Here is a 26,919-nt window from a genome sequence, read left to right as displayed (position 1 = left end):
GATGATCCCCAGGACCGCGTCGAAGCTGGTCGTCCTCCTCGCTGCGGCCATTGTGCTGGGCCCCACCCACAACGCGACAGCGGCCCAGCCGCCTCCAGTGGCGACGCTTCCCACGCCCGACGTCGGTGACCTCGGGCCGCGTGTCCTGGGCGGGTTCCTGAAAACCATTCCCGGCCTCGAAGCGCAGGTGACGTCGCTGCAGAACCGCGTCGTAGCACTCCAGCAGCGGAAAGAGGCTCTGGTCGCCGAGGTCCAGCAGCAGAACGGAAAAATCGACGCGCACAACCAGAAGAGCGCCGCGTGCGATCAGAAGACCAGTGCCTGGAACACGAAGGCCGCTGCCTTCACTGCGAAAGCCACCGCGTTGAACGCGAAGATCGACGCGCACAACGCCAAGCCACACGTGTTCGAGCTGCCTCGCCAGGCGGCCGAGGCCAGGGCGTACGACGCGGAAACGAACCAGCTCAGGTCCGAGCAGGACGCGCTCAAGGCGGAGAACGCGCAACTGGAAGGCGAGAAGTCGCAGCTCGCCGCCGAGCGATCCGCAGTGGACAACGAGGGAAGGGCGCTCGAGACCGAGAAGCGGCAACTGCGCTCCCGGATCGACGCGCTCAAGACCGAGGGTGAGCAACTCGCTGACGTCATCCAGGAACTACTCGAGCAGGCGATGGAGGAACTCCAGTCCGCCATGGCGTCCCAGACGCAGGAAGTCCCGCGGCGGACTCCGGGCGGTGACCAGGACAGCCCCGCCAGTCGGACGGGCTACATCGGCAACCCGGCGGACGACGGCGGCGACCCCGTCTCCCGCAAACAGGACAGCGACGCGCTCGACTCCTACGCCGTGGACAACTCCCGCCTCGTCGACAAGCGGCAGGTCAACGCGGTCCTGACACCCGAGGCGGTGTCCGGGCTGTCCGTCGACCAGGTCACGCGACTGACCCCCTACCAAACCTACGACGGTCTGGTCCGCAAATCGACCGGGACCTACACCGCCCTTGCGATCCGGCCCACCGCGACCGAACCGGGCCAGCAGCCGTTCGACGAGGCCATCCGGCGCGGCGGCACGGCAACGGCCGTCGTCGACGGCAAAAGAATCGTCATCGACGCGGTCGACACGATACCGGCTCCGACGAACAGCCCAACGCCGACGCGGCCGTCCGTGCCGACGCCCGCACCTCAGGCCCTGAAGCTCGCCACGGACATGAGGCAGGTTACCGACAATGGCCGGCAGGCCGGGACGAGTACCATCCCCGGGCACAACGGATCCGGCCTGCCGCAGGGAATCACCATGCCTCGGCCATGGCCCGGCGAAGACAGTCCGAGAGCCGTTCCCGACCACGCCCCCAAACCCGCCCCGAAACGCTGCACCGCGAACTGGCAGGACTACGGCGCACTGGAGGAGATCCGGGTGCCGGACGGGTTCCGCTATCGCGCAACCGGTGCGGAGGCGTGCGTCGTCACCGTCGCCGGTCCTGGTCGTCCCAGCCTCGGCTTCCCGCTGCCGGGACTCCGCACCGACGAGGGGATGGCCCGCTGTCACCTGATCGGCCACCAACTGAACGGTTCGGACACGGACCTGCGCAACTTCGTTCCCTGCTACCAGGAGCCGACGAACAACGCATGGATGTCGGGACTGGTGGAAAGCACGATCGCTCGCCGTGTCACGGCAGGCGACCCGGTGTACATGGTCGTACGGCCCCTCTACGCCACCCAGGACCTGCTACCCGTCGGGATCATCGTGCACGCGCAGAGCAACGCCGGATGGCAGTGCTCCACATTCGTGCCCAATGTCACGGTGTTGCAGGCTTCCAGTGGCGGCTTCTCGTTCGTCGGTTGTTGACGACCCGGTACAGCGTACGGCGGAGAGGGCGAACAGCGGACTGAGCATGAGGGCGTGCGCCCGTTGCGGGTGTACACAAAGGACTGAAGGTGTTCGTCGGCGGCGAGTCCCGCCGAGCACCGCGGGGTGCGGGTCGAGCACGCCGCTTTCCTCAGGGGTGGCCCGGCCGAGAGACACTTCCCTAGGTAACCTTGGGAAGTCGTGCAGTCCGCCTCGAGCGGTTGCGGTGATCGAAAGCCCCGCAGGGAGCGAATTGGGTGCAGTCCGGTGTGGTGGAGCACGTCGACAGCGATGGCGACGCGTGGTGGTCGGCAGCAACGGTGGCGACCGCGTACCAAGATGTGCGATGCGCGTGAACCTGCAGCATCGGGTCGCCGCCGCGCGGCGACGACTTCGGGCGCGGCCAGGCTCGGTTGCCGGGTAGTCGACCTGGCCGGGCGGTCCGATCCAGACGCGCAATGCCCACGTCCGGGTGACTGTCTGTGTTCGCCCTTGTTCGTTGTGTGATCACCTGTCTACGGTCAGAACGACGTGATGCCGGTCCATTTTGGAGGAATTGTGACAGGTTTCAGTACTCGTGTGGCTGTGCTGGGGTGCTCGGTGGCGCTGGCCGCCAGTGGTCTCGCGGTAGGGGCCCCGGCTGGGGCGGACCCGGCCGCCAGGGCGGATTTTCAGTGGGTGGCCCTGGGCGACTCCTACACCGCCGGGGTGGTCGGGGCCGCGGGCAACACCTACGAGGTGCCCCGTGACGGTTGTCAACGCACCGACCAGTCCTACCCGGTGATCATCGAACGTGATCTCGGTTCGCTGTTCGACGCGGTCAACGTCAGCTGCGGCGGCGCCACCATCGAAGACGTCACCGTCAAAGCCCAGGAGCCGTTCGGCTATCACCTGCCGGTCTTCGGCATCGAAGACCCGGACTACCCGTTCCCCGCCGTGGCCCCGCAGGACGACGTGGTGCGCGATGACACCGACGTGATCACCGTCGGGGTGGGCGGCAACACCCTCGGGTTCGGCGAGATCCTCGGCCAGTGCGCGCTGACCGGCAACGGCCAGGGCACACCCTGCAAGGACAAGTTCGCCGGAGACATCCAGGCCCGCCTGGACACAGTGGAACAGCAGTACACCAGGATGCTGGCCGCGCTGCACGAACGTGCCTCGAAGGCCAAGATCCTGACGATCGGCTACCCCGCAGTCATCCCCGCCGACACCACCAAGTGCGAGTACGACAACACCGAGCACTTCGGCAAGATCACCCGCAGCGACCTGGACTGGCTGCGCCAGAACGTGCTCGAAGCCCTCAACGAGCGCATCAAGAAGTCGACCGGCACACAACAGGCCGCCACGTTCGTCGACCTCTACGAGTCCTCGAAGGACCACAGTGTCTGCGACGACGAGAACAAGTGGGTGGAGGGCCTGACCAGGCGCGGCTCCGACGAGCTCGCGCTCGTGCACCCCAACGCGGCGGGCCAGCGCCACGCCGCCGACCGAGTCGAAGCAGCGATGCTCGACGCCGTTTTCACACGCTGACCCACCCACCATAGGACGAGGCGGGAAAGAACGACGTCCCCGGCGGTCGCGCACGCGCATCGGGTACCGGCACGGGTACCCGATGACGCCCCAGCCGTCCAGGGGTTTCGAGGCGGGCACAGCTTTCGTCGGCCTGGCCGAGTACCTCGGCCGCCTGGTCACCGAGCTGGCCGAGAACCCGGGCGACGACCTGCTGTCGCGAGTCGCGACCCAGTACGCGGCCACCGGGCAGCTCAGCCACGACGACTTCGTCGAGATGGCCCGGCTGATCGTGGTCGCGGGACACGAGACCACCTCGGCGAGTGCCTTCCCGGTGACGTCCGCGGGCGCTGCGGCACGGGCGTTGCCGACCGCGGAGCTGAACACCGTGATCAGGTGGTCCAGGTTCGGGATGTCCTCGGTGAGCTCGACATGTTTTTCCAGCAGCCGCAACGACCATCGGGCATGCCCGGCTGGTGGCTGTGAACACGCCAGGCGATCAGCCGGGCCTCGACCTCACCGGTCACCGGGGACGGCACCGGCGGAAGCTCGCGCTTCTTGCGAGAGATCGTGGCACGGACGTCACCACCGGTCTCGGCGAACCGCTTGGCGACCAGTCGCAGTATCTCACCTGACACCCCGAGCCGCGCCGCGATCACGTCCTTCGGATCGGGCTCGCCCACCGAGGTGTCCAACGCGAGCAGCACCCGCGCCCGCCTGATCGACGATGCGGGACGCACGCCCGTGGTGGTCAGCCGGAGCAACTCTTCACGATCCCGCGCCGACACCTGACCGGCCGCTTCAACTGGGAGGCCATGACAACAGCCTCCCAGCCGGGACTGTAAAACGAGTGGTGTAACTCCTGATCTTGGAGATGCACCTGATGAACGACATGATCTCTGGCGTGCCGAACACCGAGGACGCTGAGAACCCGAACCCCGCGGCTGCTGGTCTGGACGGCCTGGACGAGCAGTTGATCAACCATCTGGTCAGCCGGGCGAAGGCTGGTGGCCTGCAGTTGACCGGCGAGGGCGGTGTGTTGCAGCAGCTGACCAAGCGGCTGCTGGAGTCCGCGCTGGACGGTGAGATGACCGATCACCTCGGCTATGACAAGCACGACCCGGCCGGACGCAACACCGGCAACTCCCGCAACGGCACCCGGTCGAAAACCGTGCTGACCGATGTCGGCCCGGTCGAGATCACCGTCCCACGCGACCGCAACAGCAGCTTCGAACCCAAGATCGTCGGCAAGCGGCAGAAACGCCTGACCGGGGTCGACGAGATGGTCATCTCGCTGGCCGCCAAAGGCCTCACGACCGGGGAGATCTCGGCGCATCTGGCCGAGGTGTATGGCGCCGAGGTCTCTCGCCAGACCATCTCCACCATCACCGACAAGGTGATCGAGGGCATGGTCGAATGGCAGAACCGGCCGCTCGACCCGGTCTATCCCGTGATCTTCATCGACGCCATCTACGTCAAGATCCGCGACGGACAGGTCGCCAACCGGCCCATCTACGTCGCGCTGGCGGTCACCTGTGAAGGCCGCCGGGACATCTTGGGATTGTGGGCCGGGGATGGCGGTGAGGGCGCGAAGTATTGGCTGCATGTGCTGACCGAGTTGAAGAACCGGGGTGTCGCGGATGTGTTGATGGTGGTCTGTGACGGGCTGACCGGGCTGCCTGACGCGATCACCACCGTGTGGCCTCGGGCGGTCACCCAGACGTGCATCGTGCACTTGCTGCGCAACAGCTTCCGGTATGCCGGCCGGCAGCACCGGGACGCCATCGCCAAGGCGCTGAAACCGGTCTATACCGCCCCGACTGAGGCTGCTGCGAAGGAACGGTTCAGTGAGTTCGTCGAGTCCTGGGGCGGCCGGTATCCGGCGATCGTTCGGTTGTGGGACAACACCTGGGCTGAGTTCGTGCCGTTCCTGAGTTTCGATCCGGAGATCCGGCGGGTGATCTGCTCGACCAACGCCATCGAAAGCGTGAACGCCCGCATCCGCCGCGCGGTCAAAGCCCGCGGGCACTTCCCCAACGAACAAGCCGCGTTGAAGTGTGTCTACATGGCCATCATGAGCCTGGATCCGACCGGCACCGGCCGCAAACGGTGGATGATGCGCTGGAAACCCGCCCTCAACGCGTTCGAGATCGCCTTCGACGGCCGCCTGGCCGCCGGACGCAAGTAGCCACCGTTCAACCCGAGTTACACCGCTCGTTTGACAGACCCTCCCAGCCACAGGCACCTGAACTAAGCAGCGACACCCTACTAGTGCCGCTTCAAGCAACGTTGGGTAGGTAGTCGGGTTTGCGGATCTTGGAGTTGACCGCGAAGTGTCGTTTCGGTGCGGTGTGCTTGTTGGTTCACCGGATGTAGCGGGCGATCGCGGTCTCTTGGGCGGTGTGGGAGGGGTAGTCGCTGCCGTCGAGAATGACGTACCGCAGTGCCGTGAACTCGCACTCGATCCAGTTCAGCCAGAGCCGGTCTGGGTTGTCCCCGGCGGCGATGAGCTGCATCGAGCCAGCACGATCCCGGCTCGCCGCAATCGGACGCGGTCGCGGGTGGACCGGGTGATCTTGACCAGGCGCTGGGCCTCCTCGGGCTCCAGCGGGCGAACGAACACTTCAGGCTGACGTCCCACTCGACCACCACCTCCAGCGGCCCCGGCAGCCAGCCGCAGGTGTTGCATGTGTCTTGTCCGGCGTGGCCGTGTGTCCAGTTCTTGACCACAGGTCAGCTCCTTTTTCCCTCGCCGACGCTGATTCTACGGTGTTCGGCGCCCTTTCTGTCGTGGTGTATGGGCGGAGTCGTGCGAGTGCGATTCGTAGATTCTGGAGTCGTGGCTTTGCGGGTCGTGATGATTTTTTCGGACTGGGACAGTGGTTTCCATGTGTCTACAGTGCAAGCCAACCGTGGTCGAACATGTCCAGCGATACGCGGGTCGTCACGTCGGCAGCAGGCCGTTGTCGCCCTTGCTGGACGAGAATCGGTACAGCCTTCATGTTTTCGAGACCAATGGCGTAACGACTGCGGTGAGCAGTGGCCTTCGGCATCTGAACGATGAAGCGCCGTTCGGTGAGGAGCTGGTGTGTTCGTTGCATTCGTGTATGAGGGTGTATGCGGAGTTGATCGTCTCGGCCGTGTGCGAGGTTGTCGTGCGTCGGGGGAAGGGGTTGGAGTTGGAGGATGTGGTGGAGTTGCCGGGTGAGGCACGGGGTGGTGTGGAGATGGGTGGGGTGGTCGCGTCGTTGCACCCGTGCTTTGAGGCGGAGATCAACTATCGGTTGCGGCCGGAGGTGACCACGGTGGGCGAGGGGATGGTGGATTCCAGTTGGTGACGTTGATCCCGGTGACGGGTAATGAGATGCGGTATGCGTCGAAGTGTGGTGGCCAGGCGTTGGTTGATGTGTTGCGGATACGTCGGTCGGACGTGCTAGACGTCGGGCGAGCGTCTGTGTTCTAGCGTTGCCGCCTGGACCCGCCGTGTGTGGATAGTGTCGCCACGGCGGGTTTCTGGGGGAATGCCGAACGAGCGAGGTAGGGAACGGCAACGCTTCACGGGTTCACTACGGCTATGGCGGCGTGTTCGCGCCTGACGCGGTGGCTCCGGTTGCTGCTGAATAGGGAATTCATAACCTGGTGACGACTTCAGGTCGCGCAGAGGGCAGCATCCCACGGGGGCCAACCTCGCGTGCGCAAGGACGACAGCGGGCCCGGGGTAGCTGGCGGTGACCTGGTTGGGACCAGCTCCGCGTGTGCGAAACGGCCGGCTGCTGCGGATACGTCGCGGTTGTTGTAGGCCGGGCCGAACTCGGTTCGGAGGGTTGTGCGTGCTCGTCGGATGTCGGCTTCCCTGTCGAGGGCGTGGTGGTAGTTGGTGATTTGCCAGAGGATCATGCGGCGCCAGAGCACCGCCAGGACATGGGCGATGTCCTCGGATTCCAGCCACATCCGCAACTTCGTGTCCACGCCGTAGGCCTCGTCGCCGGTGACCCACCCGAACGGCACCCCGCCGTGCCTAGCGCGCTCAATCATCCGCTGCGCCAGAAAGGGTTTGGTCGCCAGCGTCACCTCACCGGGATACCGGCGCGGCGGCAGCGCTCCCGATCGGAAATCCACTCCTTGGGCAGGTACCGTTCCCGATCGATCAACGCCCGGCCCCGCTCCGCAGGTACTGGTGTCTTCTGTCGAAGTCCACCGGCCGCACGCCGCCCGGCCCGGTGTCCAGCGACTGGGCGTGCGATCCCGTGGAGCGCTGCCAGTACGGGGTGCCCGGTACAGCAGTTCGATGGCGACATGGGCAGGTTTGGCTTGGCGTGTCGGGCAAGCGTCGCCACTGATGCTCCGTGTGTTAGGTGGATTGTGGAAGCCGTGATGGTCGGACAGTGGCAGCCGCTGTTAGCAACAGGTTACTTGTTTTCGAGCAGTGTTGTGTCGAACGACGTCGAGGCGCTGAGAAGGTTCTGCTAGTGCCGAGGGTGTTGTCGCAAGCAGCGAATTGGGTTCATAACGGTGTGGTGTCGGCTGTATCGCTTTGCCTGTTCGGAGCGATGAGCATTTTTGTCGGTTCAGTGGTGAGGAAGGGACGGCTGTGGCGAACGACGGCGCTGCTTCGAATCCGCAAAGCAATGCGGTTGATCGGGCGGTTCGGCTTTTCGAGTTCCTCGCGCGAAGTCAACAGCTCAAGTCCAACCCGCCTCGCACGACCGACAGTCACGAGTCGGTGCTGTGGTTTGGTCAGCTGCCTGAGCACCCTGCCATTCGACCCACGCACCACGAAGACACGCCAGAGCCCGGCAGCGCCTTGCTCACTGTCGAACGGGTGGCCTTCCAAGATCCACCTGAGCCTGACGCGGAGCTTCGGCTGTGGCTGGATGGGGAATGGGACGACCCGGCCGCCCCGCCGCGCCTGCGGGAAGCGATCGGTGAAGGCGAGCAGCGCACGGTGCTCGACGACGTACCCGAGACGCGTGATGCTCACGCGGAGTGGGTGGCTCGGTGGTCGCTTTGGGCCGAGGCTGAACGGACGGATCGACCGGTTCGAACTGTCTACAACGACCTGTTCTCCGCCTACGTCGCTGCGGCGGGACACGCTGAGGAACTTGAGCTGGTCGTCGGCGCCGGATGTCTGTCCTGGGCGCCGGCCGGTCACTATGTCGTCCGGCGGCATCTCATTACCGTGCCTGCCGTGATCCACTTCGACGATGACACCGGACAGCTGACTCTCCATCAGACGGAGGTCGCGGGCGGCTTGAACGTCGAATTGGACATGTTGGACCCCGGTCGGGTGGCCAATCCGCAGCACGTCGTGCTGATCAGGAACGAGGCCCGTCAGCTGGATGTCGCTGTTGTGCACCGCGACGTTGTGGGCGGTGTGGTGCGGCGACTGGTGCATGCCCTCGACGGTGACGCTGCCTACGTCGACGAGGATGATCCACAGAAGCCTGCAGCGCACGCTGTGGCGGCGTTCGCGCCCGCGGTCATTCTGCGTAGGCGTTCCCGTCAGGGGATCGTCGACATCCTCGATTCGGTCGCGGTGCAGATCGCCGAGTCCGGCATGGTCCCGGATGGACTGCTCCCGCTGGTCGATCCGGACCATCGCCCGGCGGCTGAGCGCTCGCCTGAGCCGGGCGCACTCGTGGAGATCGACTCCGATCCCTTTTTGCCGTTGCCGGTCAACGATCGGCAGTTGCGAGTTCTCGCGCAGGTCGACGCGAAGGCCCAGACGCTTGTCCAGGGTCCACCCGGAACCGGCAAGACTCACACCGTTGCGGCGCTGCTGTCCCACCTTCTCGCGCAGGGCAAGCGGGTGCTGGTCACCGCGCACACCGATCGCGCGTTGAAAGAGGTGCGGGCGAAACTGCCCGAGTCAATCACACCATTGGCCGTGTCGGTGGTCGGCTCGTCCCGTTCGGATCTGGCGGAGCTCAAGGTCGCTGTGGAGCGGATCAGTCATGTAGCGGGCGAGTACGACGCTGAGGTCGCGCGGCGGGCTGTCGAGGAACATATCGCGGCGATCGAAGATCTTCGCCGACGTCGCGCTGGGCTGTACCGCCGGCTGGTCGACGCACGCGGCGAAGAGGTGGCCGAGAACGAGGTCGGCGCCTATCGTGGCACGCTCGCGGCTATCGCGCAGCGTGTGGAAGCTGAACGGGAGCGCTTCGGTTGGGTGGCCGACCTGACTGCTGTGACCGATGTCGTCCCGTCTCCGGTCCCTGCGGGCGACATTGTCGACTGGCACCGGAGCGTCGTGGACGACGCGCTGAACGCGGACGAGCCGGAGTCGCGGCTGAGGCTGTTGTCCCTCGCCGATGTACCTGAACCCGACGCGTTCGTCGCTCTGGTGACCGTGGAGCGGCAGGCTATCTCCGCCGAGGAGGGGCACAGCAGCCTCGCACGGCACACGGCTTTCGATGCCGTCCGTCGCCTGGATCAGGCCACTCGAACGGTGCTGCGGCAGCGGCTCAACGGGTTCGCGCGGGAGGCCGAGGACTTGTCGCGGCGGCGCGAGGAGTGGATGAACGACGCACTGTCCGATGTGCTCGCCGGCCGTGCGAACATCTGGCGGTCGCGTGGCGAGCAGGTCGGCCAGCTCATCGGGCGCGTAGGCCCTCTCATCGACCGGCTCGGTCCGCTCACCGAGGTGAAGGTCGGCAACGCCGAGCTGGGCACGCTCGTTGCCTTGGCCGGTGCGCTTCGTGCGCACGTCGGCGACGGCGGCAGCCTCAAGATCAACTCGGACGGCTCGCCCAAGATGGGTGCCTTCACTCCCAAGGCGGTGAAGCAGGCCCAGCCGTTGTTTCAGGCGGTGCGGGTCAACGGCGTTCCGCCCACCAGGGCCGACCAGCTCGACATGTTCCTGACCTGGGCGGAGGCCACTAGGACGCTGGGCGCGCTGGACAAGGCGTGGCCAGATTCAGTGCGCATTCCCGCAGAGGACACGCTGAGCGAACGACTGCAGTGGCACGTGACCGAGCTCGCGCAGCTGCACCGTGTGCTGACGCTGGGGGAAGCGCTCGAAGCAGAGGAACGCAGCCTGGCAGGACTCGATCTCCCGCGTCCGAACTGGACTGACTTCGACGCCGTGCAGACCTACGCCCGGCTCGTCGACGCTGCTGCGGCTTCCGACGCACGCGCCGCTGCCACCGCGCCACTGCTGGAGGTCACACGGACCATCGCCAATGTGGCGCAATGGGCGGATGCTGCGCCCTGCGTGAAGCAGCTGTTGCAAGCCGTAGAAGAGCGGCACCACGAATCGTACGCAGCCGCCCACCAGCGGCTGGTGCGTCTGACCGAGGTCGCACGGTTGGCGCGTCGACGCGACGAGATCGCGGCAGCCCTGAGTCGCTTGCTCCCCGGCGTGCACAAGGCCGTATCCGCCGACCCGCACGACTCCAGCTGGGTGGACAGGCTGGCCTGCTGGGACGCGACGTGGGCGTGGGCCGTGGCGCGAGCATGGGTACTGGGGCGCGGTGCCGAAGATGTAAATGCCCTGCAGGTTGAGGTGCTGCGCACCGAGGAAGAGCTGCGGCGTCGGGTCGAGCAGCTTGCGGCCGAACGGGCGTGGGGACACGCCGTGGCACCCGAGCGACTTTCCGGCAAGGCCCGTGCCGACCTGCTCCAGTACGCCCAGTTGGTCAAGCTGCTCGGTAAAGGGACCGGTGTCTTCGCCGACAAGCGCAGGGCCGACATCAAGGCGGCCATGGACCGCTGTCGCCCGGCGGTGCCGGTGTGGATCATGCCCGTCTATCGGATCGCCGAGCAATTGCGCGTCCAGCCGGACATGTTCGACGTCGTGGTGGTCGACGAGGCCTCGCAGGCGGGTCTGGAAGCGACGTTCCTGCAGTACCTCGCGCCCAAAATCGTGGTCATCGGCGACGACAAGCAGGTCTCGCCCACAGCCGTGGGTATCGACCAGCAGCAGCTGCGCGACCTCGCCGACCAGTACCTGTGGGACGACCCATACCGCGCGTCGTGGCAAGATCCCAAGCGCAGCCTGTTCGACGAGGCGAAGATGCGCTACGAGGGCATGACCACGCTGATTGAGCACCGGCGCTGCGTGCCCGAGATCATCGGCTTCTCCAACCGGATCGCCTACGAGCCCGACGGCATCCGGTTGGTGCCCGTACGCCAATACGGAGCGGACCGCCTGCAGCCGATCAAGCCGGTATTCCTCGACAACGGCTACGAGCGCGGCGTGACTGACAAGGTCAATCCTGTGGAAGCGGACGCCATCGTCGACCAGATCGAGAAGTGCATTACCGATCCCCGCTACGACGGCCTGACGTTCGGTGTCGTGTCGCTGCTCGGCCGGGCCCAGGCCAAGGCGATCGAGAAGCGCTTGCTGGAGCGCATCCCGCCGGAGGAATGGAAAGCACGCGACCTGCGATGCGGTGACTCGGCCGACTTCCAGGGCTCCGAGCGCAACGTGATGTTCCTGTCCATGGTCAAGGCCGCGGAGCCTGAGAAGCGGATCGGCGCGCTGACCCAGGACCTGTACGTCCAACGGTTCAACGTCGCCGCGTCCCGTGCCAAGGACCAGATGTGGGTGTTCCACTCACTGCGCCTGTCCGACCTCGGCAACCCCGAGGACATGCGGTTCCAGTTGCTGGACTACTGCTACGCGGTGTCCGGGCACGCGGGGGATCAGGACGACGCCAGGCACACGGTCGTGCCCGAGGATCGGCGGGTGGAGCCGTTCGAGTCGTTGTTCGAGCAGCGGGTGTTCAACAGACTCGTGGACCGCGGGTACAGCGTGATCCCGGAGTTCCCGGCCGAGGGCTACCGGATCGACCTGGTGGTGGTGGGCGGCAAGACCAGGCTGGCGGTCGAGTGCGACGGCGACGCGTGGCATGGCCCGGAGGCCTATGAGCGTGATCTCGCCCGGCAGCGTGATCTGGAACGGTGCGGCTGGCGGTTCTTCCGGATCCGCGAATCGGAGTTCTACGCCGACCGGCCGGCAGTTCTGGCCAGGCTGTGGGCGACGTTGCACGAGTTGGACATCCATCCCTCCGGCTGGATGCCGGACGTCGAGGACCAGGCACTTGAGGTGCCGCGTCCGTCGGCGGTAGTCGTCAAGCCCACGACAACTATGCAAGCGGCTGCCGAGCGGATAACGCCAGAGCAGACCGTGCCCACACAGGTCGTGGTTGAGCCCGTCGTACCGGCGTCCGAGGCACCGGTTTCTGGAGCGGACGCCGCCGTGCCGTTTGTTGTGGCGCACGAAGACGAGTCATCGGCTCTGGTAGTCGAGGAGCGGATGGCACCCGCTGTGGACGCCGTGCTTGCGGAGTACCGGCAGTTCGACGGAACTGTGGTCCAGGTTGCTGAAGCGTCACGGCGGGAACTGATCGAGGGCTTGATGCACCTCGTTGAGGCTGAGGGACCTGTGGTCGGTAGCCGGCTGCACACCGCCTACGTCCGTGCGTCGGGTGCGATCAGGGTGACGAAGCCGATCGCGAGCGAGTTGAACAAGGCGATCGCACAGGCGGTCCGGGAAGGGAAGCTCGTTGAAGACAACCCGCTCGGCGAGAGCGGGGTCAAATCGCGCACCTACCGGTTGCCCGAACAACCAGAGGTGCGGACGCGCCACCTGGGACCGCGGTCCTTCGACGAGGTGCCTCCGAAGGAATTGGCGGCCCTGCTCGACTACGTCGTTGAACGGGACGGGAACACCGGCGTCGAGGCGCTGCAGCGTGCCGTGTTGGAACTGCTGGGCTTGAAACGGTTGACCGACAACGTCAAGAACCGCTTCGCCGCAGTCCAGAGCCTCCGATTCTGACGGCGCCAGAAGTCGGTTCGCCGGAATGGGCCGGAGCTGTCCGTCAAAACGAGTCAGGCCCACGCAGGTGCCTTTCGCTGCTGGTCGTCGTCAGCCTGGTGCCCGGGGTGAGTGCTACTGCGTTGGTCACCGCGTTGTCCCGCATCGGCTTCGGGCCTGCGATCTTCCCCATGGCGTTACCGATCTGGATGAGGGCGGCGTCAGCGTCACCGGAGGTGCCTGCGAGGTTGATCAGGTGCAGGCCGAGCCGCACCTTTGCCTGCAACACCTCGAATGCCTCGTTCGTGAAGTTCAGCGCGGCCACAGCCGAGGGGCACAGCTCTTCTCCGTCGCGTCCCCGTTCGAGCATGCACTGCAACTCCCAGAGCGACGCCACGTCGGGATTGGCGGACTCCAGGCTCCGCAACGAGGTCAGGGTGACCGAGTGGAGGTCGTCAAAGATCAGGCCGTTGACGATCTCGCTGACCGTGAGCGCCTGGCCGGAGGACTTCTGGAGCTCGACGGCCTTGCGCGCAGCTCGGAGCAGGTCACGCACGAGCCCGCCTGACCAGGCGTGGCAGAACTTGGCGATCTCGGCGGCGAACCCTCCTGCCCGGGAGATGATGACGTCCACCGACTCGTCCATGGTCAGCCAGCGCGTGGAGATCACCGTGTCGAACGCCGAGTCGAAGGCGTCGCGGTCGGCGAGACCGCGGCTCTCGAACGACCGCAGGGCGTCGGTCGACACGGTCACCACGAAGTGGACACCGCGGATGTGGAAGACGTCCTTGAGCTCATTGACGACACTGACCAAGTGCTCCGGCTGGTCGAGTTTGTCCAGTTCGTCGATGCACACGACCAGGTGTTTCCACGGGTAGTTATACTTCACGAACAGGTGCAGGAGCTCCTGCAAGGCCAGCACCAGGTCTGCGTGTGACATGGCACGGCTCTTGTCCTTGCTCGTGCGCTCCGCCGATCCCTCGAGGACGTTCTGCACCTTCACAGTCGTCTTGAGGTTGGTTCCTCGTTCGACTTCCCATTGCAGCGCGTGCAGCAGTTCGCGGGCACGGCGAACGTCTGGTGGGAGGCTGGTGTCCCCCGATGAGGCCATCCGGCGCGCGACCGCCACCACCGCGTTGATGATCGCGGCACCGAGCAGAACGCATCCCAGGACGAGCACCAGGTCGATGCGCTTGAGCACGGGCATCACCGGAAGGACCTTGATCAGGATCATCGCCGCACCGGTCAGTCCGGCCAGCCAGAACAGGGCGAGAGCCAGTCGGTTGCCCCGTCGGCGTACTGGTGCGTCGTCATCGGAGTTGGCGCGGCGGTTGATCGTGACAGCCACTTCGTGGAGCAGCCGCCGCAGAAACTCCCCCGCGTCGTACTTCACCGGTGACGCGACCACGGTGACGAACGGGCTGAGTTCCGGGCTTCGCGTCAGCGCGCGCAGCACGGTCGACTTGCCCGACCCGCGGTTTCCTGCCAGCCCGATCGCCGAGGACTCGTGGCTCTCGATGAACTCCTTGACCTGGTTGACCGTCGCCGACGGCGTGATCGTCGACGTGTCCAGCTCGACAAGGCGCGGGGCGTAGGTCGGGAACGCCACCACGCCACGCGAACCGAGCACGTCGTTGATGGCGTGGGAGACCAGCTCCCGCGCCTTGGCAGCCAGTGCGGCCTGGTAGGCATCGGCCGCCTCCTTGCTGGAGAAGATATCCGCTCTCCACCGGACGACCTGCCGTTTCACGACCCGCACCACAGCCGCGCCCTGGTGGAGAAAGAGCCCGGCGCACAAGCCGGCGACCCAGTTCTTGTACGCGGCAAGCCCGTCGATCCGCTGCAGCTCCGCTTCCGGACTGTTCCAGAGGTATATCGCTGCCGCCAGCGCACCGGCGACCACCGGCACGAGCAGCAGCAACCTCAGCACCAGGCCGATCAGCTCGTCCCAGCTGACGACTGCGCGATCGCCGACGCCGTACTCGTACCGCGCCTGCAGGACATCCTCGTTGATCGCCTCGGCGTCCTCCCCCACGCGCCGCCGGATCTCGTGCTCGTGATCGGCGTAGTGCCCGAACTCCGAACTCCGTAGAACACGGCCGATCGCCGCTCGAATGTCCATGTGCAATCCGGCCACCGCGCCATGCTCTCATTCCGGCTTGAGCGTCTCACGGCGTCCACTCCACTCGATCCTCCACCGGGCGGGGCGGATGGCGCGGAAACGTCACGCCTTTGACGCTGCCGGAAACCTGACCAGCCGCACCAATCCGACCGAGAACCACATCTACAGCTCGACCAACCAGTTGGTGAGCATCAAGAGCGGCGCGACCGAGGTCTACCGAGCCCTCCTACGACGGCATCGACCAGACCCAGCCCCGCTCCATCACCGAAAAGAACGGCGCAACCACCAGCACCCACGTGTTCGGACAAACAGCGTTGGGCCCCATGTGGGTCAAAGAGAACGGTGGGCCACCACCTACAGCTGGGACCCCCGCGGCACGCTGGTGACCATCCGAACCGGCGAAGGTAACCGGTACAACGCCATCACCGACTACCAAGGCTCGGTCCTCGGCCTGGTCGACACCCAGGGTGCTCCCGCCGCGACCTACACCTACACCCCCTACGGTCAATCCACCGCCAACGGACCGGCGGCCAACGCCAACAACCTCCGCTACCTCGGCCAGTACCGCACCCAACGCGGTGATCTGCTCCTCGGATCCCGGACGTACAACCCGGCATGGGTCGTTTCACTCAACCCGACCCCACTGGACAAGAACGAAACCCCTACAACTACGCATCAGGCGATCCGATCAACCACAGTGACCCCACCGGGGCCAGTACGTCCTCGACGTGGGGCGCGTTCATCGGCGGCACCATCGGCACGATGGCTGCGCGGGTGCTGCCCTGGTGGTCGGCGGGATGACCGCCGGAACCGGAGCTGGATTGGGATCGAAGCTCGGTGGTGGCAGTCCCCAAGAGGTCCGCGACGACGCTCACACCGCCATGGCCGGTGGAGGACTCCTCAAGGGCCTCGGCAAACTAGGTGGCAAGTTGAGCAAACTATTGTGATGCGAACATCCGAGACCCGTGAACCGCGGGGCAAGCGGTACTACTACCTCGCCGGCCTCGCGATCCTGGCCGTGATCGCTCTGGGCATCGTGTTCATCGATCAGGCGCCCTGGCTGTTGATCATCGGCGGCTGCCTGATGGGTGGTTTCCTCGTCGACACTGCCGTGGCATGGAGCCGGTATCGACGGTCGACAACCGGGAACAGCACCAACGAGGACTAAGCACGAAGGCGAATCTCCATGCGATGAGGGCCAGGCACAGAACTGGGCCCCACCGCATGCCTCCATAGCTGCTCGACAGGCGCACCGTCGACGCTGAACACCGCGCTGGCGTTACGACAGGCGATCTGGCACGTCTGCGAGATGCCCGGCGTGCTCTACTCCGACCACGGCTCGATTTCACTTCCCGGCACCTGGAACAGCGCCCTACGGGGAGGTCATGAGGCTGGTGGCGACGATGGTGGTCCTCGTGAGCGTCCTGACAGGCTGTGATTCCGAGCCTGAGCACCGACTCGGCGAGGCGGTGGATGTGCGAGTACAGGCCCTGTCAACGAAGGGTGGCCAGTCGACCAGGGGGATGGTTGGATTCGCGGTGCTCGAAGTGCGGCGAGGCGACCCGGCAGGCTTGGCCGGTACCAGCCGGGCCGGAACCGGCACTCCCTACGAGGTGGTGTCGTCTCTGACGAACAAGACCGACGTAGCCCTGTCTGTCAGCATCGGCCTTCATGGGATCGACACCGCCGGGAACAGGCTCACCGACTTCTACGGCGAAGAGATCTACTTCCGTTTGCCTGCCCCGCATCCGGATGTGGGGGTGCGGGGCGACACGTGCGCGGCGGTCGTTCCTCGGTGTCGCGGCGCGAGCCGGGCGGCACCCGCGCTGCGCAACAGGAGGCGTTGAGGAGATGGTGGTCGATGGTGCGGCGAGGAATTCCCAGGTTGGAGGTTCTGCCCATGGCGGTCACAATGCTGACCGCCGCGTGCACGACGGCCCAACCGGCACCACCGCCGCCGCCGGACCCCGTGGTGGCGACGCAGGAGTTCCAGCAGCGGCTGGATGAGCATCTCAGTCGCTTTGCCTCCCTGGTGTTGCAACCGGAGGCGCAAGTGTCGGTCCCTGCCCGCACCCAGAGCGTGGGATGTGCGGGTGGCCCTTCCTGGGGCGTCGTGCCACGGTCGGAGATCACGGTCACCGCAGGTGATCGAGCCGACAAGCTCGCGGGCATTGGCAGGAAGACAGAGTGATAGCGCACCGACGCGTTCGCTCATGGCATGACAGCGCGTCGCCTCGTCCGTACCCGTGGATGTGCGCGGCCGCTGATTTCCAGCTTTGTCGTTGTCCGGTTCATGACGATGGTCGACACGGCGGTGGCGGCCGATCCGATTCTGCTCGATGGCTGAACGATCTCGACCCTGTCCGCCGTCCGACCAACCGAGATGGGTGACGCGCAGGCGACGTGGTCGGGCGACTCCGCGTCTCGGATGCGCATGTTGTGACGCGGATAGCGGTGGCCGAGTTCGCCCATCGGCGCGAACGCGACCATGACGTTGACCCGCTGTCGGGCTCCGGCTCAGCCGTTTCCGCCACGCCCGCCTGACACGGCCAGACCGGACGGGCGCTCGGCCAGCACGAACCACTGGCTGCCGTCGAGGAGTTCGCGCGCGGCGTCGAGGTGTCCCGCGTGGCAGGCGGTTTCGGTGATCGCGTGCAGCAGCACCTCGCGGTTGGTGTGCAGGCGCCAGTCACCGAACTGGCCAACTGGCCACCAGGCCGGCGCGGCGTCCAGCGAGATCCCGACGAGGGCCGCATTCGCGAGCTCACCCTGTTCGGAGTAACCGGCCACTATCCGGCGCGCGGGCACATCCGGATCGATCTGCCAGGCATCGGCCAACGGCGCCAGCTCGGCGATCGCGGCTGGATCACCGGCGACCACCGCGCGGAACCAGAACAGCTCGACGTCCAGGGCAAGGTGGTTGACAAGCCCGAGGCAGCTCCACCTGGAGGGCAGCATCGGACGACGCAGATCCGCATCGGACAGTCCGGCCAAGATGCCGAGGACGTGTCGGCGCTGGCCGCGCAACGTGTCGAGCAGATCCCGGAGTTCATTGTGGGACATCGGATTCCTCTTGGATTTCGTTGGCGCGGTCGAGGAGTGCGCGCCGTTCGGCGGCACTGTGCGTGCGGGCGGCCGCCTCGCGGAACAGGGTTGCCGCTCGGGAGCGGTCACCTGCGCGGGCGGACAGGTCCGCTTCGGCGGCGATGGCCAACGGGTAGTCCTTCAAGGCGCCGGTGGCGCGCACGTGCGCGAGCAGCGCGAGGCCGGTTGCGGGCTGGTCGGCGTATCCGTATGCGACGGCGCGGTTGAGCGCGATGACCGGACTGGGCATGAGTGCGAACAACTCGTCGTAGCAGTAGGCGATCCGGGACCAGTCGGTGCCCGTTGTGGACGCCGCGGTGGCGTGACAGGCGGCGATACGGGCCTGCCACAGGTAAGGGCCGTCGTGGTCGAGGCCGGAGATGATCAGCAGGGCCTCATCGATCGCGGCGCGATCCCACCGGGACCGGTCCTGCCGGTCCAGCGGCACCAGTTCGCCCTCGACGTCCCTGCGCGTGTGCCGCCGCGAGTGCTGGAGCAGCAGCAACGCGAGCAGGGCAGCTGGTTCGGGCTGCTCGGGCATGAGCATGGTGAGCAGTCGGGCCAGCCGGATCGACTCCTCGGCGAACGAGGGCTCTCCGTCGGCGTTGTAGCCCTGGGTGAACAGCAGATAGAGCACGGCCAACACGCCGGGCAGCCGTTCGGTCAGGGCCGGGCCCGTCGGCACCCGGTACGGGACGCCGGCCGTGGCGATCTTGGTTTTCGCCCTGGTCAGCCTGCGAGTCATGGTCGACTCACTGACCAGGAAGGCCCGCGCGATGTCCGCGGTCGGTACCGCGCAGATCGTGTGCAGGGTCAATGCCACCCTGGCCTCCATGGCCAGCGCCGGGTGGCAGCAGGTGAACACGAGCCGGAGCCGGTCGTCCGCGACCTCCTCGGTCTGCGGCGAGTCGGTGGCCGCGGTCAGCGCCAGGATCGCCAGTTCCCGCAGTTTGCGACGCTCGACCGCCGAGCGGCGCAGCACGTCGAGGGCGCGGTTGCGAGCCACGGTCAGCAGCCAACCACCCGGATTGACCGGCACACCCTGCTCCGGCCACCGAGCCAGCGCCGTGGCCAACGCGTCCTGCGCGCAGTCCTCGGCCAGACTCCAGTCGCCGGTCACCCGGATCAACGTGGCGACGATCCTCGGATACGCCGCTGCGGCGGCTGCCGCGGCCTCGGTCGGATCGGTCACTGCTCGAAGTCGGCGAACGGCCGGATCTCGATCCGCCCGGCCCGCGCCATCGGGTGGGTACGGGCCACTTCGATCGCCTCGTCCAGATCCACGCAGTCGAGCAGGTCGAACCCGACGATGATCTCTTTGGTCTCGGTGAACGGGCCGTCGGTGATCAGGACCTTGCCGTTGCGGACCCGCACCGTGGTGGCCGTCGAGTCCGGTGCGAGGGCCGCGCCCCGCAGACGCCGGCCTGCCGCGTCGTTGTCCGCCACCCACTTCTCGATGTCAGGCGCCGGTGCGCGGTCCGTGTCCGGCTCGGTGTCGGAGCAGACGAACATCATGTACTTCATCGCGAGTTCTCCTCGTGTCGGCGGCCCGCTGATCAGGTCGCTACCGTATGACGATCGGCCGCCCCGGTTCCGGACAACTGACCGCTCATCGATTCCGGTGGCCCCTGTCACCTCTGGTGGAGAAGCTCGACGCCGTCGCCGGTCAGGTCGTCGAGGTAGGCCCGGCGACCGGCCATCGCCATCGTGAGCGCCAGAGTGGACCCCGTGACGAGAGGATCGTGCTTGACACCCGTGGTGAACGGGCCGTCGGTCGCGACCACGGTCGTCACGGCGTCGAGGGCATAGGGTGCTGGATGCCGAGCGGGCGGCGGATGTCCTCGCTGTGCACGATCACCTCGCCCAGCCAGGCTGCTCGTGGCCCGAAAGGAGCTGTGGTGCTGGTGATCACGCGACGGAACCGGGCGAGCGTGTCGGCGGGGGTCGCCCCTAGTTGCTCAGCGAGGCGGTCGGCGTTGTGCTTGTCGAAATCGAACCGGCTGCGTAGCACACTGCTCGTCGGTGAGGTCGGTGAGGTCGTCGGCCAGTGCGGCGCGCCCGGAGTGGGCGGCGGTCCACATTTCCTTCGACGTCTTGTGATGGTGTTCGGCTGCTGGCATGAACCCTCCTGAGTAGATGCTGCCGATAAGGACGAGGCGCCGATGCTGACTTCGGGCTTCGGCCTGGGTGTCGAGAGTTCCTCGACAGCCATCCCGCTGTAAAGTCGGTGAACTACCCGGGCCTGGCCGGTCACCCGCAGCACGAGCTCGCGCGGCGCCAGATGCGCGGTTCCGGCGGGTTGCTGAGTTTCGAGCTGCACGGCGGCCGTGACGCCGCCGAGCAGCTCATCGACAAGACGGATGTCGACCAGCACGGATGGCATTCTCGGCAAGCGCAACGTGGTCATTCCTCGGTTTCCTGATCGGAGCAGGCATCGTGGCAGTGACCGTGCTTGGTGTACGGCGTGAATACGGCAGCACCGGCTTTCTCGACCCGTGGCAATCCTGGTGCCACGACAGATATGTCCTTCTCCTGCACTGTCTCGTGGGGAGTGCTGCCGGGGCCTAGTTGTTTTTCCCGCGTCGGTACTCGCTGGGGCTGCAACCGTGTTCTCTGCGGAAAGTGCGCGAAAAGTAGAACGCGTCGTTGTAGCCGATGGTTCTGGCGATCTCGGAGATGTCGCGAGACGTGGTGGCCAGCAGTTCGCGCGCTCGCGCCATCCGCAGGCGCTTGGCGTACTCGACCACGCCGCAGCCCGCAGCCATCCGGAACAGGGCCGCGAAGTGCGAGGGGGACAGGCCCGCCGTGCGCGCCAGCTCCTTGACGATCACCGGCTTCGCGAAGTTGTGCCGCAGATATTCCTGCGCCTGGCGAACCGGCTCGGTGGGCTGGTGGGCTTCGGTCAGCGCGTCCGCGGCCAGCTGTGCCAGCAGGGTCCAGCCGGCGCCGGAGGCCGAGATGAGGTGCGGGAAGGTCTCGTCCCGTTCGAGGAAGCCGATGGCGTCGTCGATCGCCGAGACGGCCCGGTAGGCATCACGCACCTCGATGACGGCTTCTCCGCCGTCCGGCGTGACGACCGAGAGCAGCTCCGAGACCTGGGAGCCCGCGGCGTGCAGCCACCAGATCGTCCAGGGGTCGCGCGAGTCCGCCCAGTAGAAGTGCGGGCGGGACGGGGGCAGGACGAGGGCGTTACCCGGTCTGATCACGCTCACCCTGTCGTCGACCTCGCAGTGCCCGACCCCGTCGGTGCAGACGATCACGATGGCTTCCGGTGCGCTGCGCGGGCGGTGCATGCCGTGGTTGGCCGCGCTGGGGAAGTACCCGGCGTCGGTGACGAGCAGGCCCGACGTCGGGGCTCTGCGCAGGGCCGAAGCCACCAGCGGCCGCGGCAGCACGCGCAACCGCTGACCTGGGAATCCATCGGGCAGCAGCATCCGCACACCATACAGCCGACCGTCGAATCGTCCAGGTGACTCGGTCGATTACGCCATCCCGCCGAACGGGTGCTCGGTCATAACGTTACCGCATGTCACAGGGTGAATCGACGCTGATCCTGCCGTCCCGCCCCGCCGAACACGCCGAGGCCGGGGTCGCGGCGTGGCGGGCGGGGGTGATGATCGACAGCTACCTTCCCGAGGCGCCCGACCGGTATCCCGCCTACCTGGACCGGCGGGTCTACCAGGGCTCCTCCGGGCGGGTGTATCCACTGCCGTTCCATGACCGGATCAGCCCGGTGAAGGCCCCGGCGGAGTGGGACGCGGTGCACCTGGAGAACCGCTGGCTGCGGCTGATGGTGCTGCCCGAGCTCGGTGGCCGCGTTCACGTAGCTTTCGACCGCACCCGAGACTACGACTTCTTCTACCGCAACCCGGTGATCAAGCCCGCTCTCGTCGGCCTGACCGGCCCGTGGATCTCCGGCGGAGTCGAGTTCAACTGGCCGCAGCACCATCGCCCCGCCACGTTCCTGCCGACCGACGTCGAGATCGAGCACGAGCCCGACGGCGCCGTGACCGTGTGGTGCTCCGACCACGACCCCTTCGACCGGATGAAAGGGATGCACGGCGTTCGGATGCGGCCCGACAGCGCCGCCCTGGAGTTGCGGGTGCGGCTGTACAACCGCTGCGAACGGACCCGGTCGTTTCTGTGGTGGACCAACATCGCCGCGCGAGCGGATGAGAACTACCAGTCGTTCTTCCCCCGTGACGTGCGCGTGGTTGCCGATCACGCCAAGCGCGCGACGACCGGCTTCCCCGCCGCGGATCGGCCCTACTACGGGGTCGACTACCCGGCCCGGCACGACGAGGTCGGCACGGTCGCCGGTGGCGTGCGGGTCCGCGGCGACCGCCTTGACTGGTACCGCAACATCCCGGTGCCGACCTCGTACATGTGTGTGGGCAGCAAGGAAACGTTCTTCGGCGGCTATGACCATGTCGCGCGGGCCGGGTTCGTGCACGTCGCCGATCGGCAGATCGCTGTCGGGAAAAAGCAGTGGACTTGGGGCGCTTCGGAGTTCGGTGACGCGTGGGGCCGCAATCTGACCGACGACGGTTCGGCCTATGTCGAATTGATGGCCGGTGTTTTCACCGACAACCAGCCGGACTTCTCCTTCATCGCGCCCGGGGAGACGAAGGTGTTCTCCCAGTTCTGGTATCCGATTCAGGAGATCGGTCCGGTGCAGGCGGCAACCGTGGACGCCGCGGCACGGGTGGACCTCCGGGCAACGAGCGCGCGGGTCGGAGTCGCGGTGACGGCTGACCGCGTCGGATGCCGCTTGTTGCTCGTTGACGGCGCTGGGGCCGAGGTCGCTGAGGTGCGCGCCGACATCGCGCCGGGCAAGCCCTTCCAGGAGAGCATCCCGCTGACGCAGCCCGCTGATCGACTCGTGCTGCGCGTCCTCCACGGTGACGAACTGTTGGTGGAGTGGGACTCCCTGGTCTCCAGCGCGGACGATCCAGTCACCCCGGCACGCGAGCCCGCCGCGCCCGAGGACGTGCCGACCGTGGACGAGCTGGCCGTGATCGGCGCACATCTCGATCAGTACCGGCACGCGACGCGCTCGCCGGAACTGTACTGGCGTGAGGCATTGCGCCGCGATCCCGCGCATGTCGCGGCCAATGTCGGGCTCGCTGGGCGCGCGTATCAGCGTGGTGACTTCGCTGAGGCGGAGAAGTTGTTGCGGGTAGCCATTTCCCGGCTGACGACGTTGAACCCCAATCCGGTCGACACGACCGCGTTGTACTGCCTCGGTCTCGTGCTGGAGCGACTCGGTCGGGCCGAAGAGGCTTACGACGTCTACGGTTCCGGCTCCTGGGCGCGTGCGTGGCGGGCACCGGCGGGCTATCGCATGGCGCGCATCGACGCCGCACACGGGCGAAACAGGGAGGCGCTGGCCAGGCTTCAGGATGTGCTGCGCACCGAGCCGGAGCACCTGCAAGCCCGTGCTCTGCGGGTGATCGTGTTGCGCCGTACCGGAGAAGACAGTCAAGCGGCAGAACTTGCCGAAGCCACCCGTGCGCTTGATCCCCTGGACTGGTGGACGCGCGACCTGCTTGGTCTGCCTCTCACTACGGACGCGCAGACCTGCCTTGACATCGCGCTGGAGTACATCGGCGTTGGTGAGCACGAAGCAGCGCTGCGGGTGCTCGACGTCGCCCGCGAGCGGGAGGGGTCTCGCGCGATCGGACAGACAGCGGTCGGGCCGTTGCTGGAGTACTACCGAGCCGAGGTGCTGCACAGGCTGGGCAGGGACCACGAGGCGCGTGAAGCCGTTGGGAAGGCGCAAAATCTCGACGCGACGTGGTGTTTTCCCTCGCGGTTGGACGACGCGTTGACGTTGGAGCGTGCGGCAAACTCCGACGACACGGACGCGCGGGCTCGCGCGCTGCTCGGGCACTGGCTCTACGCCAACGGACGACCCGATGACGCGTGCACGGCCTGGAATGCCGCAGCGGCAATCGACCCAGATGATCCCGTGGTGTGGCGGAATCTGGGTCTCGCGGCTTTCAACCACCTCGGTGACGCCGACCAGGCATGCACGGCCTACGACGTTGCGCTCGCCGTCGCGGGGGACGACGCCAGGTTGATCTTCGAGCGGGACCAGCTCAGTGCGAGGCGCGGCGTGCCGCCCGGGCAACGGCTGGACTGGCTCCTGCGCAACCGCGCCCTGGTCGAGACGCGGGACGACGCCACCATTGAGCTCGCGCACCTGCTGATCACCGCCGACCGGCTCGACGAGGCCCGCGAACTGCTGCTTGGCCGCACCTTCCAACCGTGGGAGGGCGGTGAGGGCGACGTGCTGCGCGTATGGGACCGGCTGTGCCGCTTGCAATCCACAGTGGATGATGCGTTTGCGCCGCCGGAATCCCTCAGCGAGGCGAGGCATCCGCTCGCGAACACCGCGCAGCTGCACCTGATGCGGGGTGACGTGCTGGGCGACCGGGCGGCGTGGGAGCTGGCCGCCGCGCAGCAGGGCGACTTCCTGGGGATGAGTGCCCAGCCCTACTCCGAGGCGACCTACTCTTCGGTGCTCGCGCTGCGCAGGCTTGGTCGCACCGAGGAAGCCGACCGGCTCACCGAGGCGTTGCGCGCCTTCTGCGACACATTGGAGACGAGCCCGGCGACCGTGGACTACTTCGCGACTTCGCTGCCGTCGATGTTGTTGTTCACCGAGGACCTGGCCGCTGCGCAGCTGCGCCGAGTAAGTTTTTTGCGGGCGCAGCTCGACATTCTCGACGGGCAGCACGCACGCGCAGGTGACCGGTTGGCCGCGCTGCTGGCTGAGGACCCGCACCACGTCGACGCGCTGGACCTCGCCCGGTCGATCCGGACTCCGGCGCCGTGACGGCGTCTGTGCACCGTCACGGCGCGCGGAATTCCTTACAAATCAGGGATATCCGCCACGGTTCCGGTCGCGGCCGCGTTGGCGTAGTTCGCGAGGCGTTCGGCCATCGGGACCCCGGCGCGATGGGCTCGCCGGCCGGTGCCGCCGCGCTGCCACGGCGCCGGGCCGTTCAGCGGGCGGAACTCGACTCCGGCCGCCGCCAGTCGGTCGAGGTGGCGGGGCAGCCGCCGGTGGAGATCCTGCGCGCGGGAGCCCCAAGCGATTTCCGCGAAGGCACACGTCCGCGGATACAGGAGGTAGTCGACCAGTCGTGGGTCCTCGACGAATTCGGTCCACATCTGGCACTGGATCCCCTGCACACGAGCGCGTTCTGCCTCGGACCAGTCCTGCGGGATCGGCTCCCACGAGGCGACGTCGTCGAGGGTGACCGGGCCGCCGATCGCGAGCGGCTCGTCGGGGTGGGCTTCTTGGAAGTAGTCGAAGTAGGTCGGCATGACCGGCGAGAGCACGATGTCGTGACCGGCTGCCGCCGCCCGGCGGGCGACCTCCGCGCCACGCCACGCCATGACCAGCGTGGTGGTCGATTCCGCGTTGGCGGCGGTTGCCTGCGCGGCAAAGCTGTCGTCCCACGTGACCGGTGTTTTGCCGTGCTCAGCCAGCATCTGCCGCACTTCGGCCATCAGGGCGCCGAAGATCTCGGCGCTCCCGGAAAGCCCGCGCTTGTCGGCGAACGCACGCACCACCGGGTCGTTGTCCCACGCCCGCAGGACGGACTCGTCGCCACCCACGTGCACGTAAGGGGATGGGAACAGCGGGAGCACCTCGTCGAACAGCAGGCGCAGGAACTTCAGGGACCGCTCCGACGGAGCCAGGAGGGCGTCGTGCACACCCCAGGTCGTGTGCACCGCGCGATCTGGCACGGACGGGGACCCGAACTCCGGGTAGGCGGCCAGCAAGGCGCCGGTGTGGCCGGGCACGCCGATCTCCGGGATGACCGTGATCGCGCGGTCCGCCGCGTAGGCGATGATCTCGGCAAGGTCTTCGCGGGTGTAGTAGCCGCCGTGCGGTGTGCCGTCGTGGACGACCTCGTCGGAGTAGTGGCTGACCTGGCTCGTCGCCCGCCAGCTGCCGACCTCGTGCAGGCGTGGGAAGCGAAGGCTCTCCACCCGCCAGCCCTGGTCGTCGCTGAGGTGCAGGTGCAGGGTGTTCAGCTTGTGCGCGCTCATCAGGTCGATGTGGCGCATCACCTCCCGCTTGGGCAGGAAGTGCCGGGCGACGTCCAGGAGCATTCCGCGCCAGCGGAATCGTGGGCTGTCCTCGACGCGGACGACCGGTGCGACCCACAGGATGTTCGACGGCGCGGCCTGCCGGTAAGCGGCGTCGGGGAGCAGTTGGCGCAGGGTCTGCACGGCGTACACGACACCGGAACGGTCCGCCGCGGTGATGGTCACTCCGGCCTCGGTCACGTCGAGCACGTACCCCTCGGGAGGGGTCGCGCCCGCGCGGAGCAGCACCTGCAGACCTGCGGGTTCGGTGACGACCTTGCTGGTCATGGGCAGCAGCGCGATCGCCCGCAGGACCGCCGCCCGTTCCTCCGCGGGCACGTCCAGGCGCACCGTGAGTTCGGCCGGAAGCTGAAGCACCCCCGCGCCGAGCAGCATCGAGTGCGGTTGGGGAACGAGGTGCGCCGCCCGCTCGCGCGCGTCGTCGTGGCTCATGATCGCTGCCTCCCGGTATGCGTGGACATGTTTTTTTATGTTCAT

Annotated in this window: 22 protein-coding genes and 1 pseudogene; 10 read left to right on the top strand and 13 right to left on the bottom strand. The window is 66.8% G+C overall.

Going from position 1 to position 26,919, the window contains the following annotated elements; genetic code table 11:
• The first annotated feature begins 1 nt into the window (after window position 1).
• Window positions 2–1,840, top strand: a complete 1,839-nt coding sequence (locus ALI144C_RS30980; RefSeq protein WP_237774422.1) for a DNA/RNA non-specific endonuclease — start codon at window positions 2–4, stop codon at window positions 1,838–1,840.
• 579 nt (window positions 1,841–2,419) lie between these two features.
• Window positions 2,420–3,370, top strand: a complete 951-nt coding sequence (locus tag ALI144C_RS30975) for an SGNH/GDSL hydrolase family protein (protein ID WP_202819094.1) — start codon at window positions 2,420–2,422, stop codon at window positions 3,368–3,370.
• Here ALI144C_RS30975 and ALI144C_RS55810 read toward each other — a convergent pair.
• Together ALI144C_RS55810 and ALI144C_RS30970 are read right to left on the bottom strand one after the other, a co-directional pair.
• A complete protein-coding gene (locus tag ALI144C_RS55810) occupies window positions 3,360–3,656 on the bottom strand; it encodes a hypothetical protein (RefSeq protein ID WP_168211378.1) in 297 nt (98 codons plus the stop codon). The genes ALI144C_RS30975 and ALI144C_RS55810 overlap by 11 nt on opposite strands.
• An 85-nt stretch (window positions 3,657–3,741) precedes the next feature.
• On the bottom strand, window positions 3,742–4,113 hold the full coding sequence (locus ALI144C_RS30970) for a hypothetical protein (RefSeq protein ID WP_237774396.1): 372 nt from the start codon (window positions 4,111–4,113) through the stop codon (window positions 3,742–3,744).
• 119 nt (window positions 4,114–4,232) lie between these two features.
• On the opposite strand from ALI144C_RS30970, the gene ALI144C_RS30965 reads away from it, so the two are divergent.
• Window positions 4,233–5,537 (top strand): IS256 family transposase, encoded by a 1,305-nt coding sequence (locus ALI144C_RS30965; protein WP_083753588.1) that lies wholly within the window; start codon window positions 4,233–4,235, stop codon window positions 5,535–5,537.
• Between the two features lie 175 nt (window positions 5,538–5,712).
• On the opposite strand, the gene ALI144C_RS57870 is transcribed toward ALI144C_RS30965, so the two are convergent.
• Window positions 5,713–5,865 carry a hypothetical protein gene (locus ALI144C_RS57870; RefSeq protein WP_237774395.1) on the bottom strand — a complete coding sequence of 51 codons (153 nt, stop codon included), beginning with the start codon at window positions 5,863–5,865 and terminating at the stop codon, window positions 5,713–5,715.
• 591 nt (window positions 5,866–6,456) lie between these two features.
• On the opposite strand from ALI144C_RS57870, the gene ALI144C_RS30945 reads away from it, so the two are divergent.
• On the top strand, window positions 6,457–6,687 hold the full coding sequence (locus ALI144C_RS30945) for a hypothetical protein (protein ID WP_076990719.1): 231 nt from the start codon (window positions 6,457–6,459) through the stop codon (window positions 6,685–6,687).
• 550 nt (window positions 6,688–7,237) lie between these two features.
• Here the strand turns inward: ALI144C_RS30945 and ALI144C_RS57865 are convergent.
• Window positions 7,238–7,518: pseudogene (locus ALI144C_RS57865) on the bottom strand (transposase); the annotation flags it as partial.
• 335 nt (window positions 7,519–7,853) lie between these two features.
• Entirely contained in the window at window positions 7,854–8,948 is a 1,095-nt protein-coding gene (locus tag ALI144C_RS56870) for a hypothetical protein (protein ID WP_202819093.1), read from the bottom strand.
• On the opposite strand from ALI144C_RS56870, the gene ALI144C_RS30930 reads away from it, so the two are divergent.
• Window positions 8,886–13,130, top strand: a complete 4,245-nt coding sequence (locus tag ALI144C_RS30930) for an AAA domain-containing protein (RefSeq protein WP_237774394.1) — start codon at window positions 8,886–8,888, stop codon at window positions 13,128–13,130. The genes ALI144C_RS56870 and ALI144C_RS30930 overlap by 63 nt on opposite strands.
• Window positions 13,131–13,173: 43 nt before the next feature.
• Here ALI144C_RS30930 and ALI144C_RS30925 read toward each other — a convergent pair whose 3' ends face one another.
• Window positions 13,174–15,231 (bottom strand): P-loop NTPase fold protein, encoded by a 2,058-nt coding sequence (locus ALI144C_RS30925; RefSeq protein ID WP_076990716.1) that lies wholly within the window; start codon window positions 15,229–15,231, stop codon window positions 13,174–13,176.
• A gap of 615 nt (window positions 15,232–15,846) precedes the next feature.
• On the opposite strand from ALI144C_RS30925, the gene ALI144C_RS59185 reads away from it, so the two are divergent.
• The 3 genes from ALI144C_RS59185 to ALI144C_RS30910 all read left to right on the top strand — a co-directional run bounded on the left by ALI144C_RS59185 (window position 15,847) and on the right by ALI144C_RS30910 (window position 17,078).
• The gene (locus ALI144C_RS59185; RefSeq protein ID WP_076990715.1) at window positions 15,847–16,032 is read left to right on the top strand and encodes an RHS repeat-associated core domain-containing protein; all 186 of its coding nucleotides are present in this window, start codon (window positions 15,847–15,849) and stop codon (window positions 16,030–16,032) included.
• Window positions 16,033–16,177: 145 nt separating this feature from the next.
• On the top strand, window positions 16,178–16,399 hold the full coding sequence (locus ALI144C_RS30915) for a hypothetical protein (RefSeq protein ID WP_076990714.1): 222 nt from the start codon (window positions 16,178–16,180) through the stop codon (window positions 16,397–16,399).
• 247 nt (window positions 16,400–16,646) lie between these two features.
• Window positions 16,647–17,078 carry a hypothetical protein gene (locus tag ALI144C_RS30910; protein WP_143230972.1) on the top strand — a complete coding sequence of 144 codons (432 nt, stop codon included), beginning with the start codon at window positions 16,647–16,649 and terminating at the stop codon, window positions 17,076–17,078.
• A gap of 670 nt (window positions 17,079–17,748) precedes the next feature.
• On the opposite strand, the gene ALI144C_RS30895 is transcribed toward ALI144C_RS30910, so the two are convergent.
• The 5 genes from ALI144C_RS30895 to ALI144C_RS58730 form a co-directional block, all read right to left on the bottom strand.
• Window positions 17,749–18,294, bottom strand: a complete 546-nt coding sequence (locus ALI144C_RS30895; protein WP_076990710.1) for a mycothiol transferase — start codon at window positions 18,292–18,294, stop codon at window positions 17,749–17,751.
• Complete coding sequence (locus tag ALI144C_RS30890; RefSeq protein ID WP_076990709.1) at window positions 18,281–19,507, bottom strand: RNA polymerase sigma factor; 1,227 nt, start codon at window positions 19,505–19,507, stop codon at window positions 18,281–18,283. Before ALI144C_RS30890 ends, ALI144C_RS30895 begins: the two co-directional genes overlap by 14 nt.
• Window positions 19,504–19,839, bottom strand: a complete 336-nt coding sequence (locus ALI144C_RS30885; protein WP_076990708.1) for a YciI family protein — start codon at window positions 19,837–19,839, stop codon at window positions 19,504–19,506. The genes ALI144C_RS30890 and ALI144C_RS30885 overlap by 4 nt, the downstream gene beginning before the upstream one ends.
• Before the next feature lie 107 nt (window positions 19,840–19,946).
• Complete coding sequence (locus ALI144C_RS58735) at window positions 19,947–20,108, bottom strand: hypothetical protein (RefSeq protein WP_330359625.1); 162 nt, start codon at window positions 20,106–20,108, stop codon at window positions 19,947–19,949.
• Complete coding sequence (locus ALI144C_RS58730; protein ID WP_330359624.1) at window positions 20,105–20,326, bottom strand: hypothetical protein; 222 nt, start codon at window positions 20,324–20,326, stop codon at window positions 20,105–20,107. Before ALI144C_RS58730 ends, ALI144C_RS58735 begins: the two co-directional genes overlap by 4 nt.
• 216 nt (window positions 20,327–20,542) lie before the next feature.
• Between ALI144C_RS58730 and ALI144C_RS30875 the strand changes: the two genes are divergently transcribed.
• Window positions 20,543–20,737 (top strand): PLP-dependent transferase, encoded by a 195-nt coding sequence (locus ALI144C_RS30875; RefSeq protein WP_076990707.1) that lies wholly within the window; start codon window positions 20,543–20,545, stop codon window positions 20,735–20,737.
• Between the two features lie 142 nt (window positions 20,738–20,879).
• Here ALI144C_RS30875 and ALI144C_RS30870 read toward each other — a convergent pair whose 3' ends face one another.
• Window positions 20,880–21,749 (bottom strand): AraC family transcriptional regulator, encoded by an 870-nt coding sequence (locus ALI144C_RS30870; RefSeq protein ID WP_076990706.1) that lies wholly within the window; start codon window positions 21,747–21,749, stop codon window positions 20,880–20,882.
• A 92-nt stretch (window positions 21,750–21,841) separates the two neighbouring features.
• Between ALI144C_RS30870 and ALI144C_RS30865 the strand changes: the two genes are divergently transcribed.
• Window positions 21,842–25,156, top strand: a complete 3,315-nt coding sequence (locus tag ALI144C_RS30865) for a DUF5107 domain-containing protein (RefSeq protein ID WP_076990705.1) — start codon at window positions 21,842–21,844, stop codon at window positions 25,154–25,156.
• A gap of 35 nt (window positions 25,157–25,191) precedes the next feature.
• Here ALI144C_RS30865 and ALI144C_RS30860 read toward each other — a convergent pair whose 3' ends face one another.
• The gene (locus ALI144C_RS30860) at window positions 25,192–26,874 is read right to left on the bottom strand and encodes a beta-N-acetylhexosaminidase (protein ID WP_076990704.1); all 1,683 of its coding nucleotides are present in this window, start codon (window positions 26,872–26,874) and stop codon (window positions 25,192–25,194) included.
• Between the last annotated feature and the right edge of the window lie 45 nt (window positions 26,875–26,919).

The organism is Actinosynnema sp. ALI-1.44 (genome assembly GCF_001984155.1).
GTDB lineage: Bacteria > Actinomycetota > Actinomycetes > Mycobacteriales > Pseudonocardiaceae > Kibdelosporangium.
The sequence above is the reverse complement of the archived record's forward strand: the minus strand, read 5'-3'. Positions and strand labels throughout refer to the sequence as shown.

Coding starts and splice junctions, on each gene's coding strand:
- ALI144C_RS30980 (WP_237774422.1), top strand. CDS start 2: ATGATCCCCAGGACCGCGTCGAAGCTGGTCGTCCTCCTCGCTGCGGCC.
- ALI144C_RS30965 (WP_083753588.1), top strand. CDS start 4,233: ATGAACGACATGATCTCTGGCGTGCCGAACACCGAGGACGCTGAGAAC.
- ALI144C_RS57870 (WP_237774395.1), bottom strand. CDS start 5,865: ATGCAGCTCATCGCCGCCGGGGACAACCCAGACCGGCTCTGGCTGAAC.
- ALI144C_RS30945 (WP_076990719.1), top strand. CDS start 6,457: ATGAGGGTGTATGCGGAGTTGATCGTCTCGGCCGTGTGCGAGGTTGTC.
- ALI144C_RS56870 (WP_202819093.1), bottom strand. CDS start 8,948: ATGGTCCGGATCGACCAGCGGGAGCAGTCCATCCGGGACCATGCCGGA.
- ALI144C_RS30925 (WP_076990716.1), bottom strand. CDS start 15,231: ATGGACATTCGAGCGGCGATCGGCCGTGTTCTACGGAGTTCGGAGTTC.
- ALI144C_RS59185 (WP_076990715.1), top strand. CDS start 15,847: ATGGGTCGTTTCACTCAACCCGACCCCACTGGACAAGAACGAAACCCC.
- ALI144C_RS30915 (WP_076990714.1), top strand. CDS start 16,178: ATGCGAACATCCGAGACCCGTGAACCGCGGGGCAAGCGGTACTACTAC.
- ALI144C_RS30895 (WP_076990710.1), bottom strand. CDS start 18,294: ATGTCCCACAATGAACTCCGGGATCTGCTCGACACGTTGCGCGGCCAG.
- ALI144C_RS30885 (WP_076990708.1), bottom strand. CDS start 19,839: ATGAAGTACATGATGTTCGTCTGCTCCGACACCGAGCCGGACACGGAC.
- ALI144C_RS30870 (WP_076990706.1), bottom strand. CDS start 21,749: ATGCTGCTGCCCGATGGATTCCCAGGTCAGCGGTTGCGCGTGCTGCCG.
- ALI144C_RS30865 (WP_076990705.1), top strand. CDS start 21,842: ATGTCACAGGGTGAATCGACGCTGATCCTGCCGTCCCGCCCCGCCGAA.
- ALI144C_RS30860 (WP_076990704.1), bottom strand. CDS start 26,874: ATGAGCCACGACGACGCGCGCGAGCGGGCGGCGCACCTCGTTCCCCAA.